The 20,589-nt window shown below is 60.2% G+C and carries 20 protein-coding genes; 14 read left to right on the plus strand and 6 right to left on the minus strand.

The genetic code is table 11. From position 1 onward, the window contains the following. Positions 1-87: 87 nt before the first annotated feature. From AWU82_RS14000 to AWU82_RS14010, 3 genes are all read left to right on the plus strand, one after another. Positions 88-1,338, plus strand: coding sequence for a lipoprotein-releasing ABC transporter permease subunit (locus tag AWU82_RS14000; protein ID WP_011335182.1), 1,251 nt, complete (start codon positions 88-90; stop codon positions 1,336-1,338). 7 nt (positions 1,339-1,345) lie between these two features. Beyond that, positions 1,346-2,029, plus strand: coding sequence for a lipoprotein-releasing ABC transporter ATP-binding protein LolD (lolD, locus tag AWU82_RS14005; RefSeq protein ID WP_162831788.1), 684 nt, complete (start codon positions 1,346-1,348; stop codon positions 2,027-2,029). 63 nt (positions 2,030-2,092) lie between these two features. Beyond that, positions 2,093-3,337, plus strand: coding sequence for a lipoprotein-releasing ABC transporter permease subunit (locus AWU82_RS14010; protein ID WP_064381083.1), 1,245 nt, complete (start codon positions 2,093-2,095; stop codon positions 3,335-3,337). A gap of 39 nt (positions 3,338-3,376) precedes the next feature. On the opposite strand, the gene AWU82_RS14015 is transcribed toward AWU82_RS14010, so the two are convergent. Then, positions 3,377-4,714 (minus strand): heavy metal sensor histidine kinase, encoded by a 1,338-nt coding sequence (locus AWU82_RS14015; RefSeq protein ID WP_064381082.1) that lies wholly within the window; start codon positions 4,712-4,714, stop codon positions 3,377-3,379. Beyond that, positions 4,714-5,394, minus strand: a complete 681-nt coding sequence (locus AWU82_RS14020; protein ID WP_064381080.1) for a heavy metal response regulator transcription factor — start codon at positions 5,392-5,394, stop codon at positions 4,714-4,716. The genes AWU82_RS14015 and AWU82_RS14020 overlap by 1 nt, the downstream gene beginning before the upstream one ends. Before the next feature lie 154 nt (positions 5,395-5,548). Between AWU82_RS14020 and copI the strand changes: the two genes are divergently transcribed. Continuing rightward, complete coding sequence (copI, locus tag AWU82_RS14025; protein WP_064381078.1) at positions 5,549-6,082, plus strand: copper-resistant cuproprotein CopI; 534 nt, start codon at positions 5,549-5,551, stop codon at positions 6,080-6,082. A 61-nt stretch (positions 6,083-6,143) separates the two neighbouring features. Continuing rightward, positions 6,144-6,974, plus strand: a complete 831-nt coding sequence (queF, locus tag AWU82_RS14030) for an NADPH-dependent 7-cyano-7-deazaguanine reductase QueF (protein ID WP_064381075.1) — start codon at positions 6,144-6,146, stop codon at positions 6,972-6,974. A gap of 63 nt (positions 6,975-7,037) precedes the next feature. On the opposite strand, the gene AWU82_RS14035 is transcribed toward queF, so the two are convergent. Together AWU82_RS14035 and pcrP are read right to left on the minus strand one after the other, a co-directional pair. Further along, on the minus strand, positions 7,038-7,301 hold the full coding sequence (locus tag AWU82_RS14035; protein ID WP_011335176.1) for a DUF4404 family protein: 264 nt from the start codon (positions 7,299-7,301) through the stop codon (positions 7,038-7,040). 108 nt (positions 7,302-7,409) lie between these two features. Continuing rightward, entirely contained in the window at positions 7,410-8,030 is a 621-nt protein-coding gene (pcrP, locus tag AWU82_RS14040) for an HAD superfamily inactivated hydrolase PcrP (protein WP_064381073.1), read from the minus strand. Positions 8,031-8,216: 186 nt separating this feature from the next. Between pcrP and AWU82_RS14045 the strand changes: the two genes are divergently transcribed. From AWU82_RS14045 to rssC, 3 genes are all read left to right on the plus strand, one after another. Beyond that, the gene (locus tag AWU82_RS14045; protein WP_011335174.1) at positions 8,217-8,906 is read left to right on the plus strand and encodes an MlaA family lipoprotein; all 690 of its coding nucleotides are present in this window, start codon (positions 8,217-8,219) and stop codon (positions 8,904-8,906) included. Positions 8,907-9,228: 322 nt separating this feature from the next. Beyond that, a complete protein-coding gene (rssB, locus tag AWU82_RS14050) occupies positions 9,229-10,410 on the plus strand; it encodes a two-component system response regulator RssB (protein ID WP_041475374.1) in 1,182 nt (393 codons plus the stop codon). Further along, positions 10,410-10,892, plus strand: a complete 483-nt coding sequence (gene rssC / locus AWU82_RS14055; protein WP_003226553.1) for an anti-sigma factor antagonist RssC — start codon at positions 10,410-10,412, stop codon at positions 10,890-10,892. The genes rssB and rssC overlap by 1 nt, the downstream gene beginning before the upstream one ends. Before the next feature lie 73 nt (positions 10,893-10,965). Here rssC and tal read toward each other — a convergent pair whose 3' ends face one another. Then, the gene (gene tal / locus AWU82_RS14060) at positions 10,966-11,892 is read right to left on the minus strand and encodes a transaldolase (RefSeq protein ID WP_011335172.1); all 927 of its coding nucleotides are present in this window, start codon (positions 11,890-11,892) and stop codon (positions 10,966-10,968) included. 188 nt (positions 11,893-12,080) lie between these two features. Beyond that, on the minus strand, positions 12,081-13,025 hold the full coding sequence (locus AWU82_RS14065) for a hypothetical protein (RefSeq protein WP_064381071.1): 945 nt from the start codon (positions 13,023-13,025) through the stop codon (positions 12,081-12,083). Positions 13,026-13,316: 291 nt separating this feature from the next. Between AWU82_RS14065 and AWU82_RS14070 the strand changes: the two genes are divergently transcribed. The 6 genes from AWU82_RS14070 to AWU82_RS14095 are packed head-to-tail and all read left to right on the plus strand — an operon-like array spanning position 13,317 to position 20,586. Next, positions 13,317-13,757 (plus strand): low molecular weight protein-tyrosine-phosphatase, encoded by a 441-nt coding sequence (locus AWU82_RS14070; protein WP_011335170.1) that lies wholly within the window; start codon positions 13,317-13,319, stop codon positions 13,755-13,757. A gap of 38 nt (positions 13,758-13,795) precedes the next feature. Then, positions 13,796-16,018 (plus strand): polysaccharide biosynthesis tyrosine autokinase, encoded by a 2,223-nt coding sequence (locus tag AWU82_RS14075; RefSeq protein ID WP_064381069.1) that lies wholly within the window; start codon positions 13,796-13,798, stop codon positions 16,016-16,018. A 41-nt stretch (positions 16,019-16,059) separates the two neighbouring features. Beyond that, entirely contained in the window at positions 16,060-17,136 is a 1,077-nt protein-coding gene (locus AWU82_RS14080) for a glycosyltransferase (protein ID WP_064381066.1), read from the plus strand. A 14-nt stretch (positions 17,137-17,150) separates the two neighbouring features. Next, positions 17,151-18,263 carry a polysaccharide pyruvyl transferase family protein gene (locus tag AWU82_RS14085; protein ID WP_039772772.1) on the plus strand — a complete coding sequence of 371 codons (1,113 nt, stop codon included), beginning with the start codon at positions 17,151-17,153 and terminating at the stop codon, positions 18,261-18,263. After that, a complete protein-coding gene (locus AWU82_RS14090; RefSeq protein WP_064381064.1) occupies positions 18,260-19,492 on the plus strand; it encodes an MATE family efflux transporter in 1,233 nt (410 codons plus the stop codon). The genes AWU82_RS14085 and AWU82_RS14090 overlap by 4 nt, the downstream gene beginning before the upstream one ends. Next, positions 19,483-20,586, plus strand: a complete 1,104-nt coding sequence (locus AWU82_RS14095; RefSeq protein WP_039772770.1) for a hypothetical protein — start codon at positions 19,483-19,485, stop codon at positions 20,584-20,586. The genes AWU82_RS14090 and AWU82_RS14095 overlap by 10 nt, the downstream gene beginning before the upstream one ends. The last annotated feature ends 3 nt before the right edge of the window (positions 20,587-20,589 follow it).

Here is a 20,589-nt window from a genome sequence, read left to right on the forward strand (position 1 = left end):
CCATGGTAGCGGCGGTGGTCTGAGTGTAAAGCTGGTTATCGACCCCCGCCACAAGGACGTTCCTTTTCCCTCCGAACAAGCCCCGACATGTTCAGACCTCTCTTCGTATTTATCGGCACGCGTTATACCCGTGCAAAACGTCGCAATCATTTTGTGTCATTCATTTCCCTGACTTCGATGATCGGGCTCGCCCTTGGCGTGGTCGTGATGATCGTGGTGCTGTCGGTGATGAACGGCTTCGATCATGAGATGCGCACCCGCGTGCTGGGCATGGTGCCCCACGCGACCATCGAGTCCGGTGAGGCCATCAACGACTGGCCGAGCCTGGCCGCCAAGGTCAAGCAGAACCCGCAGGTGGCGGCCGTCGCGCCTTTCACCCAGATGCAGGGGTTGCTGACCAACAACGGCCAGGTGTCCAAGGTGTTGCTCAATGCCATCGACCCTGCGCTGGAGCGCAATGTCTCGATCATCGACAACTTCATGAAGCAGGGCAAACTCGACGACCTGACGCCGGGCAGCTTCGGCATCGTGATCGGCGACAAGGCCGCGACCAAGCTCGGCGTAGGCATCGGTGACAAGATCACCTTCGTCGCACCGGAAGTCAGCGTGACCCCGGCGGGGATGTTCCCGCGCATGAAGCGCTTCACTGTGGTCGGCATCTTCCATGTCGGCGCTGGCGAACTGGACGGCTATCTGGGCGTCACCAACCTGCAGGATCTGGCGAAGATGCACCGCTGGAAGCCTGATCAGGTACAGGGTCTGCGCCTCAAGTTCGACGATCTGTTCCAGGCGCCGCGTGAAGCGTGGAACATCGCCCAGCGCCTCGGCGAGGACCGTTACTACGCCCGCGACTGGACCCGTACCCACGGCAACCTGTATCAGGCGATCCGCATGGAAAAAGCCATGATCGGCCTGCTGTTGCTGCTGATCGTCGCCGTGGCGGCGTTCAACATCATTTCCACGCTGGTGATGGTGGTGAACGACAAGAAGGGCGACATCGCCATTCTGCGCACACTGGGCGCCACACCGGGCACGATCATGCGCACGTTCATGGTGCAGGGCACGGTGATCGGCGTGGTCGGCACGGCCATCGGCGCCGTGGTCGGGATCTTCGCCGCGCTCAACGTCAGCGCCGCGATTTCGGCCCTCGAAGGCGTGATCGGACACAAATTCCTCAACGCCGACGTGTATTTCATCGATTACCTGCCGTCGCAGGTGCAGAGCCAGGACGTGGTCATGGTCTGCGCCGCTGCGTTGGTCCTGAGTTTCCTCGCCACCCTGTATCCAGCCTGGCGTGCCGCGCGCACCCAGCCGGCGGAGGCGCTACGTTATGAGTGAGTCGGGCATGAGTGAAAAAGCAATCTTGAGCTGCCGCAACCTGGGCAAATCCTACGAGGAAGGCCCGGAGTCGGTGGAAGTGCTGGCCAACCTGCAACTGGAACTGCATCCAGGCGAGCGGGTGGCGATCGTCGGCAAATCCGGTTCGGGCAAAAGTACCTTGCTCAACCTGCTGGGCGGTCTCGACACGCCGACCAAGGGCGGTGTCTGGCTCGATGGTGAAGAGCTGTCGGCGCTGAGCGAGAAGAAGCGTGGCCTGCTGCGTAACCGCGCCCTCGGGTTCGTGTACCAGTTCCATCACCTGCTGCCGGAATTCACCGCGCTGGAAAACGTCTGCATGCCGCTGCTGATCGGCAAGACCGCGATCCCGGAAGCCCGTCAGCGTGCCACGGCGTTGCTGGAACGGGTCGGTCTGGGCCATCGCCTGGAACACAAGCCGGCGGAGCTGTCCGGTGGCGAACGCCAGCGTGTGGCCATCGCCCGTGCGCTGGTGAACAATCCAGGGCTGGTGATGCTCGACGAGCCGACCGGCAACCTCGACTCTCATACCGCCGAAGGCATTCAGGATCTGATGCTGGAACTCAGCACTTCGATGCGCACGGCGTTTCTGGTAGTGACTCACGACATGAACCTGGCTCGCCAGATGGACCGCGTCCTGCAGCTGCAGGAAGGTTGCCTGACCCCCATCTGACGGCTTGAAACCCGGTGCCTGAAAAGGCATCGGGTCTTTTATTTTTATACGGTGCCCCAGCGAATGTTCAGACCGTTATCGATCTTTATCGGCACGCGCTATACCCGCGCCAAGCGCCGCAATCGCTTTGTTTCGTTCATTTCGATGACCTCGATGATCGGCCTCGCCCTCGGCGTGCTGGCAATGATCGTGGTGCTGTCGGTGATGAACGGCTTCCAGCGTGAAATGAGCTCGCGCATCCTCGGCATGGTGCCGCACGCGACCATCGTCGGCGTCAAGCCGATCGACGACTGGCAGCCAGTGGCCGCCGCCGCGATGAAGAACCCGGAAGTGACGGCCGCCGTGCCGTTCACCGAGATGGAAGGCATGCTGTCCTACAAGGGCATGATGCAGCCGATCCAGATCAGCGGCGTCGATCCGGCCCAGGAAGGCAAGGTGTCGATCGTTGCCCAGCACATCGTTCAGGGCCGTCTCGATGCCTTGAAACCGGGTGAATTCGGCGTAGTGCTGGGTGAAATCACCGCCCGGCGTTTCCGTCTCAATGTCGGTGACAAGATCACCCTGATCGTGCCGGAAGTCAGCACCGCACCGGGCGGCATCACCCCGCGCATGCAGCGTCTGAACGTGGTCGGCGTGTTCAAGGTCGGAGCCGAACTCGACGGTTCCATGGGCCTGATCCACGTCTCCGACGCCGCGACCATGCAGCACTGGGAGCCGAATCAGGTGCAGAGCGTGCGTCTGGCGGTGAAGGATCTGTACGCCGCGCCGAAGGTTTCGTCGGACATTGCCACCGGATTAGGCGCCGACTTCAAGGCGGACGACTGGACCCACACCCAGGGCAGCCTGTTCAGCGCGATGAAGATGGAAAAAACCATGATCGGCTTGTTGCTGTTGATGATCGTCGCGGTGGCGGCGTTCAACATCATCGCGACCCTGATCATGGTGGTGAACGACAAGGGCGCGGACATTGCGATCCTGCGCACTATCGGCGCCACACCACGGCAGATCATGGCGATCTTCATGGTGCAGGGCACGGTGATCGGCATCGTCGGCACCATCATTGGTGGCGTGCTGGGCGTGATTGCCGCGCTGAATGTCAGTGAGATGGTGGGCTGGGTGGAGCGAGTGACCGGGCAGCACATCTTCAGTTCGGACGTGTATTTCGTCAGCAACCTGCCATCGGAATTGCAGGGCGGCGACGTGCTGCTGATCTGCTCGGCGGGCTTCATCCTCAGCTTCCTGGCCACCGTTTACCCGGCGTGGCGGGCGGCGAAGATCGAACCGGCGCACGCGTTGCGTTATTCCTAAGCATCCTGATGCTCGTTCCCACGCAGAGCGTGGGAACGATCAGCTTCGAGGCAACTCAATCACAAACCGCGTCCAGCCCTGAGCCGATTCGCAATGAATCTGCCCGCCATGGGCCCGGATGATCGACTGAGTAATCGCCAGTCCCAATCCCGCATGCTCGCTGCTGCCTTCCTGGCGCGCCGGATCCGCCCGGTAGAAGCGGTCGAACAAACGCGGCAACAACTGCGCAGAAATCCCTTCACCACTGTTCTCCACGGACACCCTCAAGGATTTCGCCTGCTCGGCCACCTGCACGCGCACTTCGCCGTTAGCAGGGGTAAAGCGCAACGCGTTATCCAGCAGATTCGACAGCGCCCGACGCAACATCGCGCGATCCCCCTCGAACCGCCCCGCACCGTCACGGCTCAGGCTGACCTTGGCGTCTTCGGCCAGCGGCGCAAAAAACTCCAGCAACGCATCGGCTTCTTCCGCCAGCTCCAGCGGTTCACGCTTGGGCATCAGCAAGCCGTGGTCAGCCTTGGCCAGATAAAGCATGTCGTTTATCAACTGCGCCATCCATTGCAGCTCTTCCAGGTTGCTGTGCAGTGCCTCGCGATAGTCTTCGAGGGGACGAGGGCGGGTGAGAGTGACCTGAGTGTGGGTCAGCAGGTTCGACAATGGGGTGCGCAGTTCATGGGCGATGTCAGCAGAAAACGCTGACAGCCGCTGAAAGGAGTCATCGAGACGTCCGAGCATGGCGTTGAAGCTGTGGGCCAATTCCGTGAGTTCTGCGGGCATTCGGGCTTCCGGCAGTCGGGCATTCAGCGATTGCGCCGAAATCCCACGGGCGACCGCACTCATTCGTCGTAGCGGGCGAAGACCGCTGCGGGCGGCCCAGGCACCGAGCAGCGCGGTAGCCAGCGCCGAGAGGCCGACGGTCAGCCAGATCAGATGCTGCATGCGTTGCAGGAAGTGCTGGTGGTGGGTGATGTCCAGCAGCAAGGTCAATTGCGGGGAATCGGGTTTTCCCGGTTCAAGCGCAGCGTTGAGCAGGCGATAGTCGGTGCCGTTGTCGCTGATGGTGGCCAGGCCGGGCTGTTGCGGCAGGTTCACCGGGGCATGCAACGAGCGGCCGAACCAGCGCTGCCCCTCAGAGCTGCTGATACGCAACGAAACATCGCCCTGTTGGCTCAATTCATCGGTGATGTGCGCGGCGTCGCTACCGCTGCGCAGCGTCTGACGCACGCTGAGCAGTTTTCCTTCGAGCAGTTGCTGGTCGAGCTCGATGAAGTGGCCCTCGCTGGCCCGATTGAAAACAACCCCGGCCACCAGCGAAACCACTGCGGTGCAGCCGGCGAACAGCAGCGCCAGCCGACCGCTCAAGGACAATCGGCGCATCAGTCGGCACGCTCTTCAAGGACGTAGCCCATGCCGCGCACGGTGTGAATCAGTTTGTTGGGGAAGTCGTCATCGATCTTCAGGCGCAGTCGGCGAATCGCCACTTCGATCACATTGGTATCGCTGTCGAAGTTCATGTCCCAGACCTGCGAGGCGATCAGCGATTTAGGCAACACTTCGCCCTGGCGGCGCAGGAGCATTTCCAGCAAGGCGAACTCCTTGGCGGTGAGGTCGATACGTTGACCGTTGCGTTCGACCCGGCGGCGGATCAGGTCCAGGCTCAGATCGGCCAGGCGCAGGCTGGTTTCCTGGGGCGTGGAACTGCCGCGGCGTAACAGGCTGCGCACCCGCGCCAGCAGTTCGGAGAAAGCGAACGGTTTGACCAGGTAGTCGTCGGCGCCCAGTTCGAGGCCGTGAACCCTATCTTCCACGGTGTCCTTGGCGGTCAAAAACAGGATCGGCGTTTCCAGGCCGGCGCTGCGCACCGCTTGCAGGATCTGCCAGCCATTGCGTCCGGGCAGCATCACATCGAGGATCAGCAGCGCATAGTCGCCACTCAACGCCAATTGCTGGCCGGTGGTGCCGTCGGCCACCAGTTCGGTGTTGAAACCGGCCTCGGTCAGGCCCTGGCGCAGGTACTGGCCGGTTTTGGGTTGGTCTTCGACGATCAGCAGTTTCATGGGCAACTCGGGTAGCGGGAACGAGGACGTTATACCGTGGGCTCACGCGGTGAGCGCCAAACTGACAAAGTTGTAATCTCTCTGTCAGTTCGCTGCCAGCGCAGGCGGGCTAGAGTTTCCCACAGGCTGAACCTTGATTTATTGGAGTACGACTATGTTTTTGCGCAACCGTCTGGCCCTTGCCGCGTGTCTGCTGGCGCTGAGTTCGCCGCTGTGGGCGTCGCCGGCGCACACCTATGACTTCGGCCAGCCGGCCCCGGCGGCCAAGGCCACCCGCAGCATTGAAGTGGTGATGGGCGACATGAGCTTCGATCCGAAGGCGATCGAGATCAAGGCCGGTGAGACCGTTCGTTTTGTGCTGGTGAATAAAGGCCAGTTGTTGCACGAATTCAACCTCGGCGACGCAACGATGCATGCAAAACATCAGCAGGAAATGTTGCAGATGCAGCAAAGCGGCGTGCTGACGCCGACCGGCATGAAGGAAATGTCCCACGACATGGCGGGCATGGATCACGGCTCGATGGGGCATGGCATGAAGCATGACGACCCCAACAGCGTGCTGGTGGAACCGGGCAAGACCGCCGAGTTGACCTGGACCTTCAGCAAAGCGGTGAACCTGGAGTTTGCCTGCAATATTCCCGGGCATTACCAGGCCGGAATGGTCGGCAAACTGACTGTCAGTCAGTAAGCACTCAAAGGCGGAAGCAAAGACTGGTAGAATCCGCTGATTCTTCAGTCAGGTTTCCGCCATGCATCCCGCAGCCGAACATTCGCCGCTGGGCAAATCCAGCGAATACATCGCCACGTACACGCCGTCCCTGCTGTTCCCGATCCCGCGCACCGCGAAATGGGCCGAATTGGGCCTGACCGCCGAGACCCTGCCGTATAAAGGCGTGGATGTCTGGAACTGCTTCGAACTGTCGTGGCTGCTGCCGTCGGGTAAACCGGTGGTGGCGATCGGTGAATTCAGCATTCCGGCGGATTCGCCGAACATCATCGAATCCAAGTCGTTCAAGCTGTACTTGAACTCGCTGAACCAGACGCCGTTCGCCGACACCGCGAGCCTGGAGGCGACGCTGGTCAAGGATTTGTCCGCTGCTGCCGGCAAACCGGTGGGCGTGCGCGTACGCAGCCTGAAAGACGTCGAAGCCGAAGGCGTTGTGGCGCTGCCGGGCGTGTGCATCGACGATCTGGATATCAGCGTCAGCAACTACGAACACCCGCGTCCTGAGCTGCTGCGCTGCGACGATTCGCGGGTGGTGGAGGAGAGCGTGCACAGCCATCTGCTCAAATCCAACTGCCCGGTGACCAGTCAGCCGGACTGGGGCAGCGTGGTGGTGGAATACCGTGGCGCGGCGCTGGATCACGCCAGTTTGCTGGAGTACATCGTCAGCTTCCGTCAGCACTCGGACTTCCACGAGCAGTGCGTGGAGCGGATCTTCCTCGACCTGCAGCGCCTGCTGAAGCCGGAAAAACTCACAGTGTTCGCGCGTTACGTGCGCCGGGGCGGGCTGGACATCAACCCGTACCGCAGCACTGAAAGCGTGCAACTGCCGAACCACCGTCTGGTTCGTCAGTAACCCGCCTCGCGGACATGAAAAAGCCCTGCCAGTGATGGCAGGGCTTTTTTGTATTCGCGGGTTTCAGATGCCCATGCTGACCAGGGAATTCATGATGTTGCGCAGTGTGCCGGCGATGGTGGGGTGATCAACTTCAAAGCGCTCAACGGCCAGGTTCACACCATCGGCAATGTTGGAGTCCTTGGTTTTGGTTTCCAGTTCAAGTTCCAGTTCGATCTGTTTCATCAGGGCATGTAGATCAGCGCGCTCGGCTTCGGTCAGCGGAGGATTTTGATCCAGTTGCTCGCGCAGGGCATTGAGCTGTTTCTGCAGTTCTTGAGCGGGCATGGTTGTTTCCTTTTATCGAGAGGCACTGGCATAGACCGCAGCCGTGCGCCAAAGGTCTATGGCTCTCCTTAAGACTAATCCACTCTTGGCCAACCTGCATGATCCCGGTCAGGGCTTTTCGCCTTTGAGGCGGCGCAGGTTGATGTCCGCCAGACAAGTGTCGAGTTCGCCCAGATGATCGATCACCGAGTGCACGCCCAGGCCGAACAGCTGCACCGTCGCCTTGCCGCGCAGCTGTTCGCGCTCCTTCTGGCTCAGGGCCTGCCATTCGCTTGGCGCCAGGCCGCACAGTGAACCGCAGGACGCCAGGCCGATGGTCCACAACCCGGCATTCAGGCCCGATTGCAGCAGGCGCGGTTCGCCGCTGACCAATACGCAACCGTCGAGGCGACCGACATTCAAGCCCATCAGCGCTTGCCAGCAGGCGTTTGGCGCCGGCCATGGATTGATTGTTGCCGAATGTTGCGACGGTTTGATCCAGTCAGGCAGTGTGGATGACAGCACTTGAGTGAAGCTTGCAGACAACTCATCCAGCCAGGCGCAGGGAATTTGCTGGCGCTGCAGGCTGCGCAGGCTGTCCAGGGCGCCGGGTGTGACGTCGGCGTGTTCCGGGCCGACGCTGGTGTGATGACGGGCGCGGGCGCCGAAGTCCACCAGACAGCCGCTGAGTCCGAACAGCACGGCGGTCAGCGTCGGTGCCGCGAGGGGCAAGGCTTCGGCTTGAGGCATGGAAAACGTCCCTGAAATAGCGATCAGGCTAGGCAACATCGGTGACAGTTGCATGACAGGCCAGTGACGAAACGTCCTACAGAGGGTTTCACCGGGGGAACTGCCTAAAGTGCCGTTTCCGTCTTATACTGACGCACTAATCGCCGCGGCCCAGGTGCTGCGTCCGTACTATCCAAGGAGTTTTCTATGCGCTGGAGCCATCCTCTTGCTCAGCTTTGTGTATGTGCCAGCGTGATGCTGGTGCCGTTCGCCGCTCAAGCCGCAACGGAAGAAGACCCTTGGGAAAGCGTCAACCGTCCGATCTTCCAGTTCAACGATTTCGTCGACACCTATGCGCTGAAGCCGCTGGCGCAGGGCTACGAATTTGTTACTCCGCAATTCCTGGAAGACGGCATCCACAACATGTTCCGCAACGTCGGTGATGTCACCAACCTGGCGAACAACATTCTTCAGGCCAAACCGGCTGCGGCCGGCGTCGACACCGCGCGCCTGATCTTCAACACCACCTTCGGCCTGCTCGGATTCTTCGACGTCGGCACCAAAATGGGCCTGAACCGCAGCGACGAAGACTTCGGCCAGACCCTCGGCTACTGGGGCGTCGGCAGCGGTCCTTACGTGATGCTGCCGCTGATGGGCCCGAGCACCCTGCGCGACGCGCCGTCCAAGTACGTCGACAGCTTCACCGGCCCGTACCGCTACATCAACGATGTGCCGGTGCGTAACTCGATTTTCGGCCTGAACATCGTTGATACCCGCGCCAGCCTGCTGTCGAGCGAGAAGCTGATCAGCGGCGACAAGTACACCTTCATCCGCAACGCCTACCTGCAGAACCGCGAGTTCAAGGTCAAGGACGGGCAGGTTGAAGACGATTTCTGATCTCGATTGATCGATATGAAAGGGCGACCGCGAGGTCGCCTTTTTTGTGGGTGCGTCCAATGATTGGGTTACGGTTGAAGCCGTTCTTATAACTGCGAGTGATTTGACAAACAAAGTCTCCAAGCGACCATCGGCGCATGCTTGAAACGCTCGAAGGATGGGAGTACCGTCTGCGCCTTAGAAGGGCACCTCTGGTGCAACCGTGTGCGGGACGAACGCTCCGAAGCGGTGCAGCAGAGAGGCTAGAAAGCGAATCCAGTAGTCTGTGCCGGGCCGTTGCCCCGCCTGCTACGCCAACCTAATTCTGGCGCCGTTTGCCCACATGCCAAAAACCAGTGCCACGCTGCTGATAATCGATGATGACGAAGTAGTGCGCGCGAGCCTCGCGGCCTATTTGGAAGACAGTGGTTTCAGCGTCTTGCAGGCCAGTAACGGCCAGCAGGGTCTTCAGGTATTCGAGCAAGACACGCCCGACTTGGTCATCTGCGATCTGCGCATGCCGCAGATGGGCGGTCTCGAACTCATCCGTCAGGTCACTGAGCGGTCACCGCAGACTCCGGTGATCGTGGTCTCGGGCGCCGGCGTGATGAACGACGCGGTCGAGGCCCTGCGACTGGGCGCGGCGGATTACCTGATCAAGCCTCTCGAAGATCTGGCCGTGCTCGAGCATTCCGTGCGCCGGGCCCTGGATCGTGCGCGCCTGCTGCTGGAAAACCAGCGCTACCGCGAGAAACTGGAAAAGGCCAACCGCGAACTCGAAGCCAGCCTGAACCTGCTCCAGGAGGACCAGAACGCCGGTCGCCAGGTGCAGATGAACATGTTGCCGGAAAGTCCGTGGGCCATCGACGAGTTCAGGTTCGCGCACCAGATCATCCCGTCGCTGTACCTGTCGGGTGATTTTGTCGACTACTTTCGGGTCGACGAGCGCCGGGTGGCGTTCTACTTGGCGGACGTTTCCGGTCACGGTGCTTCTTCGGCGTTCGTCACCGTATTGTTGAAGTTCATGACCACGCGCTTGCTGTTCGAATCCAAGCGCAACGGCACGCTGCCGGAATTCAAGCCTTCGGAAGTCCTCGGTCATATCAACCGGGGGCTGATCAGTTGTAAGCTGGGTAAACACGTCACAATGGTCGGTGGAGTCATCGACGAGGAGACCGGTTTGTTGACCTATAGCATCGGCGGCCATCTGCCGTTGCCTGTGTTGTACACGCCTGACAGTGTTCGCTACCTCGAAGGGCGCGGTCTGCCGGTGGGGCTTTTCAACGAAGCCACCTACGAAGACCACGTGCTTGAGCTGCCACCGACGTTCAGCCTGACGCTGATGTCTGATGGCATTCTGGATCTTTTGCCAGAGCCCACACTCAAAGAGAAAGAAGCCGCTTTGCCGCAAAAGGTGAAGTCGGCGGGCGGCAGCCTGGATGGTCTGCGGCAGGTTTTTGGATTGGCCACGCTAGGGGAGATGCCGGATGATATCGCCCTGTTGGTGTTGAGCAGGAATCTTTGATGAGTACCGGTAGAATCCAGTTCGCCGAGCAGGACGGCACCTTCGTCCTGAAGTTCGTCGGTGAAGTTCGCCTGACCCTGTGTTCGGCGTTGGATGCGACTATTGAAAAAATCTTCACCGCGCTGAATTTCAACGCGATCGTGATCGATTTGACCGAAACCCGCAGCATCGACAGCACCACCCTGGGCCTGTTGGCCAAGCTGTCGATCCTGTCGCGGCAGAAGGTCGGCCTGCTGCCGACCGTGGTCACCACCCACGAGGACATCACCCGTCTGTTGCAGTCGATGGGTTTCGAGCAGGTGTTCAATATCGTCAATCATCCCGTGCCGTGCCCGGAATGCCTTGATGATCTGCCGGATCAGGATCAGTCGGAAGAGGTGGTGCGGATCAAGGTGCTTGAAGCGCACAAGATCCTCATGGGCCTGAACGACTCCAACCGCGAAGCCTTCCATGACCTGGTGAATGCCCTCGAGCGGCATTGATCGATCAATCCGCCAGGCACAAAAAAGGGCGAACCTGTGAGGGTTCGCCCTTTTTGCGTTTGCGCTCGGCTGATTACAGCTTGGCTTGCAGCAGCGCCTCGAGTTTTTCCTGGTCGCGGGCAAACTGACGAATGCCTTCGGCCAGTTTCTCGGTAGCCATCGCGTCTTCGTTGGACAACCAGCGGAATTGCGCTTCGTTGAGGCTCAGGCGCGCTTCGCCGGCATGGCCCGGAGCAAGTTTGCGTTCCAGCTTGCCGGTGTCGGCCGCCAGTTTCTCGATCAGGTCCGGGCTGATGGTCAGGCGGTCGCAGCCGGCCAGTTGCTCGATCTGACTGAGGTTGCGGAAGCTCGCACCCATGACCACGGTCTTGTAGTCATTGGCCTTGTAGTAGTTGTAGATGCGCGTCACGGACTGTACGCCCGGATCGTCGGCACCGGTGTAGTCGTTGCCGTTGGCCTTTTTGTACCAGTCGTAGATGCGGCCCACGAACGGCGAGATCAGGAACACGCCGGCATCGGCGCAGGCAGCGGCCTGAGCGAAGGAGAACAGCAGGGTCAGGTTGGTCTGGATACCTTCCTTTTCCAGGATCTCGGCGGCGCGGATGCCTTCCCAAGTCGAAGCGATCTTGATCAGCACGCGGTCACGGCCAACGCCGGCCTTGTCATACAGCTCGATCAGGCGATGGGCGCGCTTGAGCACCGCGTCCTGGTCGAACGACAGGCGCGCATCCACTTCAGTGGAAATGCGGCCCGGGATCACTTTAAGGATTTCCTGACCGACCGCGACGCCGAAACGGTCGCTGGCCAAGCCGACATCGCCCTTGCAGTCGCGCACGCTGGCGTTCAGCAGTTCGGCGTAGGCCGGAATCGCCGCTGCCTTGAGCAGCAGGGAAGGGTTGGTGGTGGCGTCGACCGGTTTGACCCGGGCAATCGCTTCGAAGTCGCCGGTGTCGGCCACGACGGTGGTGAACTGTTTGAGTTGTTCCAGCTTGGAAGTCATGAGCGTGCTCTGTCCTATGGGTCTGGTGACATTACCCGAGCGCCGACAGCCACTCAAGGGCATGTCGGCGTATCGAGCGCCCCGGTGGCAACAACCTGAAAACGGCTGTTTGAAAGGCGGGGCGCGTTATCGATCAATACGATGCCAAAAAGGATCACAGGTTCAAAGCAACCGACCCGCTGTAACGCTCAATCGGCGTTCAAATGAGTCGCGACCGCCGCCTGTGCCGGTTTCGGCTGGCCGTCGGAGGTCAGCAGGCCGAAATTCTTCTCCCGGTCGTTGCTGCCCGATTCGCTGTTCTTCCATTCATAAATCGACGTCAGCGGAATGTTGAGTTTTTTAACATCGGCGATGAACGCGGAGATTTTACTGGCTTGCCCTTCCGGCCCACCGTTTGAAGCGAGCGCCGAGACGCCCCATTCACTGATAACACCCGGCAGACGGAAGTTTTGCTGGATGAAGGTCTGCGCGTTGCTGATCTGCGTCACGGTCATGCCGTAGGGGTGATAGGAAATGGCGTCCAGGCACTCGGGATACGTGCCGAGAATGCTGTTGAGTGCCACGGTCGAGGCGGAGCCGGCCGTCGGTGGACGGGCGAAACCGAATCCCACCAGGGGCGTCGATTGCGGCTTGCCTTGCAGCGTCTTGCACATGGCCGTCATGAACGGCACGAAGGTGTTTTTGAAGTCCCCAGTGGGCCAGTAAGTGTCGAGGTCCGGCTCATTCCAGATTTCGATCCCTACCAGTTGCGCGCTCCAGCTTTGCTCAAGCCCGGTTACCGCGTTGGCGAAGGCCTCGCCGGCGGTCGCCAGGTCGCCGCTCAACGGCTTGGTGGCGCGCACGGTCATCAAGACCGGCAACCCGGCGGAGCGAGCCGCCGCAAACGCATCGCTGATCTGTTTCTGATAGGCCTTGGCGCCGAGGCTGTCGCTCCAGACGCCGAAGCGCACAAAGCTGAATCCGGCCGCTTTGATCTGCTCGGCGTCGGTCGGGGTGAAGTTCTGGATCTTGACCTGCACGCCGATGGTTCGGGTGGGCAATGACGGGAACAGCGTACTGGCGTGAACCTGTGCGTTAGCACTGAGCATCAACAGGGTGGCGGCACCCAGATGTTTGAGATGTGCTGATTTCATGTCGGCTCTCCTGATGAGAATGACATCTAGCGAAGGGTTATCTCGTTACACAGGTTTCGAGGGCGATCAGGATACTAAGTGCACGAATGTTATTTTTTGTCGGAAAACTTTCGCCTGAAAATCACAGTTATTTTTAGTCCGGTAATTCTGGTTGGGAGACTTTTAGAGGCCGTGGTACTTAATGCATCGGTATTAAGGGGTGAATCTATTTCCGAGTGAAGGAAGGTCTTGCGGGTTCACTCGAATTTGCAAGGCATGTTGGCCGATTGACATTACACGGGAAAGTAAACCTTGTTCAAAAAGATTCTTGTCGTTTGCGTAGGCAATATCTGCCGAAGTCCGACAGCGGAACTTCTGTTGCGCAATGCGCTGACCCCCTCGGCGATCAGTGTGACCTCCGCGGGCCTGTCTGCGCGGGTCGGCGAAGGCATGGAGTCGACCGCGCGCCAGGTGCTGGAAGAGCGCGGCCACAGTGCCGAAGGGTTCAAGGCGCGGCAACTGACAGCGGACATCGTCAATGAATCAGACCTGATTCTGGTGATGGAAAAACAACATGTTAATCAAGTACTGAAGATTGCCTCTCACGCCAGGGGCAAAGTGTTTCTGCTGGGCAAGTGGCAGAGCGAACGAGAAATACAGGACCCGTATCGTCAGGGGCAAGCCGCTTTTATTCATGCCCATGCATTGATTGAAGATGCTGTTAGCTCATGGGCGCAACGCCTGGCGCGTTGATGAATATTCTTCAGTTCAGTGAATGGTAAGAAAGACTTATGCAGTTACCGTCAGTAATCGGCACCCGTGAAAATGATCAAGACAGTATTGATCTTCTCGGCATCTTCGGCAGCCTGATCGATCAGAAGTGGTTGATCGGTGCGTTCACCGGCGCGTTCATGATGACCGGTGTGGCCTATGCGATCTTGGCCACGCCGGTGTATCTGGCCAATGCGCTGGTGCAGGTCGAACCGAAAAAGAACGACATGCTCGGTTTTTCCGACCTCAACAGCATGCTCGGCGGGCAATCGCCGTCGGTGACCGAAATCGGCATCATCAAATCCCGCGCGGTGATCGGCAAGACAGTCGACGACCTGCGCCTGGACATCGACGTCACCCCCAACACCTTCCCGCTGATCGGCGGCTTTCTTTCCCGGCGTTATCGCGGTGAGACCGAACTCAGCGTCGCGCCGCCGCGTTTCGGCCTGAGCAGCTACGCCTGGGGCGGTGAACGCCTGGAGTTTGCCAAGCTCAATCTGCCCAAGGAATTGCTGGGCAAGAAGCTCACCCTGATTGCCGGCGAGCAGCATCGCTTTCAGCTGTTGGACGACAACGACAACTTGCTGGTCGACGGCGTGGCAGGCGAAGCCTTCGCCCAGGACGGCGTAGAAGGGCAGATCACGCAGCTGTTGGCCAACCCCGGGACCCGTTTCGAAGTGGTGCGCTACCCACGAATCGTGACCATTCAGGGTTATCAAGACGCGCTGGACATCTCCGAGCAAGGCAAGGAATCGGGGATCATCCGTCTGGCCCTGGCCAGCAGCGACGCCGCCGAAGCGGTGAAGATCCTCAACAAGATCGCCGCGCTGTACGTCGATCAGAACGTGCGCCGGACTTCGGCCGAAGCGGCGCAGAGCCTGGCCTTCCTGCAAAGCCAGTTGCCGCAGGTCAAGCGTGATCTGGCCAAGGCCAGCGACGCGCTCAACGCCTATCAGACCCACGGCAAGACCGTGAACATCTCGCTGGAAACCCAATCAGTCCTCGGTCAGTCCGTGGCGCTCGAAACGCGGATTTCCGAGCTGAAACTGCAGCAGGCGGAGATGGACCGCAAGTTCACCAAGCAGCACCCGGCCTATCGCGCGCTGATGACCCAGATCGGTGAACTGACCCAACAACAGCGCTCGCTGGAAGGCAAGGTTCAGGACCTGCCGGCCACGCAGCAGGAACTGCTCAACCTGACCCGCGATGTCGAAGTCGCTTCGCAGATCTACACCCAGTTGCTGAACAAATCCCAGGAGCTGGACATCATTCGCGCCGGTGCCGTGGGTAACGTGCGCCTGGTGGATACGGCGGACGTCGACCTGACCAGCCCGGTCAAACCGAAAAAAGCCCTGATCGTGTTGATCGCCACTTTCCTCGGCGCCTTCGTCGGCGTGGCGCTGGTGCTGTTGCGCAAATCCCTGAGCAAGGGCCTGGAAGGGCCGGAAGCCATAGAGCAGCTTGGCTTGCCGGTCTACGCGTCGATTCCCTACAGCGCCCTGCAACAGGAAGAGGACAGCAAAAAAGTCCGGGCCAAAGTCGCGGCGGACACGCCGGCGTACCTGCTGGCCCTGCGCAACCCGACGGACCTGTCCATTGAATCGATTCGCAGCCTGCGCACCTGCCTGCACTTCGCGGCGCTGGATTCGACCAACAACCGCATCATGATTTCCGGCCCGAGCCCGCAGGTCGGCAAGACCTTCGTCTCTTCCAACCTCGCAGCGGTCATGGCGCAGAGCGGGCAGCGCGTGGTGCTGATCGACGCCGACATGCGCAAGGGGCATCTGCACAAAACGCTGAACACGCCGATCACCAACGGTTTGTCCGATCTGCTGGTCAAGCGCTGCACCCTCGAACAGGCGATCAACAAGGTCGAAGTCGACAACCTGCACTTCATCAGCCGTGGCCAGGTCCCGCCCAACCCTTCCGAACTGTTGATGCACGCGAATTTCCGCGACCTGTTGGCGCAACTCAGCGAGCGCTATGACGTGGTGATCATCGACACGCCACCGCTGCTGGCGGTGACCGATGCGGCGATTGTCGGTCGCGAAGCCGGCATCAGTCTGATCGTCGCGCGGTTCGGGGTGAACCCGGTCAAGGAAATCGAAATGACGATTCGTCGTTTCGCCCAGAACGGTATCGAGTTGAAGGGCGCGGTGTTCAACGGCGTCGAGAAGCGCGCGGCCAGCTATTACGGCAACGGCAGCTATTACAACTACGAATACGCGTCCGACCAGTCATGAATCTCAGCGACGGTCCTTACAGGCATGAAAGTGGGTGGGTTGTGAAAAAAATACTGCACGTGGCGGAAACGATCAAAGGCGGGGTGGCGACAGTCATCCGCACGATTTCGGCGGCTCCGGAAGACGGGCGCTATGAGCTGGTGTATCTGGTCCCGCTCGACCAGAAGAAAGAACTGCACGGCATCGATCCACAGCGGATCCGCACCTTCGCCCGAAGCGGGCGGAATGTGCCGTCGCTGCTGCGTTTCGCCTGGCAACTGGCGCGGGTCCTGCTCAAGGAAAAACCGGATGTGGTGCATTTGCACAGCACCTTTTCCGGGGTGATCGGCCGTTGCGTGTGCGTGCTTTTGCGGCCGTGGCGCAAGCCGAAAATCGTCTACTGCCCCCATGCGTTTTCGTTCCTGATGGAAAGCTCGCCGATCAAGCAGAAAGTCTATGCGTGGATCGAGCGGGTGCTGCAGAAGGTCACGGACAAGATCATCTGTGTCAGCCAGTTCGAGCTGGACAAGGCCGCGAAGTTTGGCATCGAGCGCCAGCGCATGACGTTGATCTACAACGGCATCGACCACAAGGATGAAGAACGCAAAGTCGTTGATCCGGCACCGATTCATCTGCTGTTCGTCGGTCGCCTCGACTACCAGAAAGGCTTCGACGTATTGCTCAAGGCCTACAGCGAAGCACAGCGCAGCGACCTGAGACTGACGGTGGTGGGCAGCGCGGTGAACGAGGACGTCGTCGAATGTCCGCCGCTGGACGGGGTGGAATACCTGCCCTGGGTGACGCCAACCGAGGTACACGCGCTGTATCGGAAAGCCGATGCGCTGATCGTCCCGAGCCGCTGGGAAGGCTTTGCCATGGTGCCGCTGGAAGGCATGGCGCTGGGCCTGCCGGTGATCGCCAGCGACTGCACGTCGTTGCCCGAACTGGTCACCCATGGTGTGTCCGGTTACGTGTTCCCCGCCGGTGATCACCAGGCGCTGGCCGAGCGCCTGAAGAAAATCCAGAAGCCTGCGTTGTCGGCCCTCGGCATCGAAGGTCGGCGCATCGTCCGCGAGCGTTTCAGCGCCGCGTTGATGATCCGCCAGACCTACGACGTGTATTCCGCTCCCTCTTATTAAGTAGAACTCCGCTCATGAACGTAACGATTTTGCATGGCTACAGTGCCTCCAATTCCGGCGATGGTCTGTTGGTCGATCTGGCCATCGCCCTGGTGCAGCGCAACTTTGGCGAAGACACCGCGATCAGCGTGGTTGCGTCCGATCCGGACTCTTTCAAGTACCTGCCGCACCCGCGTTTCGACGCGCCGGTGATGGCGGCCAAGGGTTTGGGCCGAGTCAAACAGGCGGTGTTTCTCAATCAGTCCTACGCCGGGCTGGCGGATCTGCTGAAGAAAACCGATCTGATCGTCGGCGTCGGCGGCGGCTACATGCGCTCGAAAAGTGCCTTCGAGCACATCAAGCTGAAACTCGGCCACGCCAAGCAACTGGAAACCGCGATCCTCAGCAAAGTGCCGTCGGTGTACCTGCCGCAAAGCATCGGGCCGTTCCACGGCGACAGCGACAAGATCGTCGGCCACTACGCCAGCGCCGATGCGGTGTTTGTGCGCGATAACCGTTCCTCGGCGCTGTTCGATGCCTGTGAAAATGTCTACCGCGCACCGGACCTCGCGGTGCAGGCGCTGGCCGGCAAGATCCTTCAGCAACCCAAGTTCACCCGCTGCGCCTCGACGCCGGCCACGGTGTGCGTGGTGCTGCGCAAGCCGCCAGCGTGGAGCAAGGAAAAGAAGCTGGCTTATGTGGCCAACCTGAAGGTGCTGCTGCAGCGCTTGAAGAACAAAAGCAAAGTGGTCTGCGCCGTACAGAGCGCGGTGCGCGGTAACGATGACGGCGCGTTCTATCGCGAACTGGGCATCACCGAAGACTTGCTGCCGTTGAAGGCAACGCTGGCCAAATACCAACCGGACCTGGTGATTTCCGTACGCCTGCACGGCGCGATCGAATCGCTGCTCTCGGGCGTGCCGGCGTACCACATCAGCTACGAACGCAAAGGCTTCGGCGCCTATCAGGACATGGGCGTCGAGGACTGGGTCATCAACGGCGGCGACATCAATGTCGACACCATCATCGACACGGTTTACGCGCCGGACGCGCTGTCGAATTTCGGCAAACGCCTGACCGACACCTGCCGCGAGATCGAGGCGAAAACCGTGGCCATGGACGACATCATCAAGGGCGTCATTCGATGATATTCCGGCTGTTGCTGCGGGGCGGGGCACTGGGCGCGAAGTTCTTGCTGGTGCTCGCCATCACCCATTATCTCGGTTACGAGGCGCTGGGTTTTTACGGCGTGGTGGTCGCGGCGTCGTTGATCGCGTCGAAGTTCTACAGCGTCGGTTTCAGTTCCGAGATCAACCGGCTGATCAGCGTGGGCGGCAGTTCGCGCCGGGTCGTGGACAAAGTGCTGCTGCTGTACCTGGCCGTGGGCCTGGCGTTGTCGGTGCTGACGGTGGTGATCTATTCGCTGTTCCAGTCGGTGGAAGCGACCACCGCACTGATCGCCTGCGTGACGCTGGTGCTGCTCACCGAACACCTGTCATTCGAGATCAACTCGTTCGTGTTTTCTGCACAGAAAGCCACGGCGGGTGCGCTGCTGTTTTTCATCAAGACCGGGCTCTGGGCGCTGCTGGCCGTGGGCGGAATGGCGCTCGGCTGGGTGTCCGCAATCGCCAGCGTGCTGTGGCTGTGGGTCATCGCCAACGTGCTGGTGATCGTCGCCGGTTACTTGATTGTGGTGAATGTTCATCGCGGGCGGGAAGAGGGAACCCTGGCGACGGCGGCCGTGTGGAAAGCCGGGTTGCCGTTTTACCTCGGCACGGGTCTGATCGCCCTGAGTCAGTATGCCGAGCGCTTTCTGATCATCGACCTTGAACCCTACGCCAGCCTCGGTAAATACGTGTACGCGTGGTCGGCGGCCAACACCTTGCAGGCGTTGTCTTACGCGGTGGTGGCGGTGGTCGGCATTCCGCTGCTCGCCAAGCGTTATCAGGCCGATCAGCAACCGTTCACGGTCCGGCAGTTGTTCGTGAACAAATGGGTCGCGCGGTCGCTGGCGGTGTCGGCGGCGGTCGCGGTGGGCATTTATCTGTTCTTCAACGTGGTGCTCGATTACGTCGCCACCAGCGTTCCGCGTCCGGACAACGGAATTCTCGGCGTGCTGATTTTCTCCTTCGCCCTGCGTGCCATTGGCGACATCGTCTGGGGCGGGTTGATCGCCTCGAAAAACAGCCGGGTGTCCCTCGCCAGTGCGGCCATTTGTCTGTTGGTTTCAGTGCCGGTCAGTTACCTGCTGATCAAGCACTGGTCGATCTACGGCGCGGCCTGGGGCAACGTGTTTGCGATCATCGTGCAGCTCGGCGTGATTGCGTTGCTGACTCGCGCCACTCGCGCGAAAAAGGCTGTCGTGTCATGGGCCTGAAACTGCCGTGCATCGAGTTTCGCGGCCGCCGTCTCGATTCGTCGCTGTCGTTCCTGATCCTGTTCACCGGGCTGTTTCTGTCGGTGGCGATGCCGCTCTTGGTGCCGCGCGATCCGGGCCCGGACGCGATGACCCTGTGGTCGTCCTATGCCCGGGCCGACAACTGTAATTTCTGGAACCCGTTCTCGCCGGATCGCTCGTCCTACGAGTGTTCGGCATTCCTGCTGCGGCCCACCGGGATCAACCTGACCAACGCCTGGGCCTACGGGATGTTCTGCAACTTTTTCCTCACGGCGATTCCCGTGGTGGTGTTCCGGCGCATGCCGCTGACCATCTTCGGCACCCTGTGCCTGTGGGGCATCGTGCGTTCGTTTTTTCTGGAAAACCTGACCAAGGAAATCATCGTGTCGGTGGCGGTGTTGAGCATTCTGTTCAGCTCGCTGACGCGCAAATATCGCGGCGGTTTTTTCCTCTCGGCGGTGATCTACGGCGTGCTGATCCGGCCCTACTGGATTTTGTTTTCGCTGTCCTGGGTCGGCGTCTGCGTGATGAAGAAATACGTCTCGCGCACGACCTTCTTCCTGATGCTGTTCCTGTTCTATCTCGCGGTTGCGATGGCGATTCAGCTGGCGCTGGGCTTTCCGGTTTCATCGATTCGCGCCAGCAACAACGAACTGCGCACGGCGGGCGAGGAGGGTTCCAAATCGCTGATCGTCTCGTGGCTCAGCGGCAGCGACTTCGTCTCGCAGGCCTTGGACTCAATGATCATTTTCTTCCGCTTGTCGTTCCCCGTAGAGCTGATTCTGCTGTCCGGGCCGGGTCAGGTGATCTTCGTCGCGTTGATGATCATGACCGCACTGCTGCTGTTCAAAGTCATCACCTCGACCGATTACAAGGGTGCACCGATCCAGACCAAACCCAAGGAACTGATCGCGATTCCGCTGGCGTTCCTGCTGGTTCAAGGCTTGTTCGAACCGGACTTCGGCTCGTTCGCCCGGCACTTTTCGATGGTGGTGCCGGTGCTGTTCGTGGGCCTGGGGTTGATGCTGCGGGCGAACAAACCGGCGAAGGTTGAATCAAGAATTCTGAATTGAGGC

The sequence above is a fragment of the Pseudomonas glycinae genome (assembly GCF_001594225.2).
GTDB lineage: Bacteria > Pseudomonadota > Gammaproteobacteria > Pseudomonadales > Pseudomonadaceae > Aquipseudomonas > Aquipseudomonas glycinae.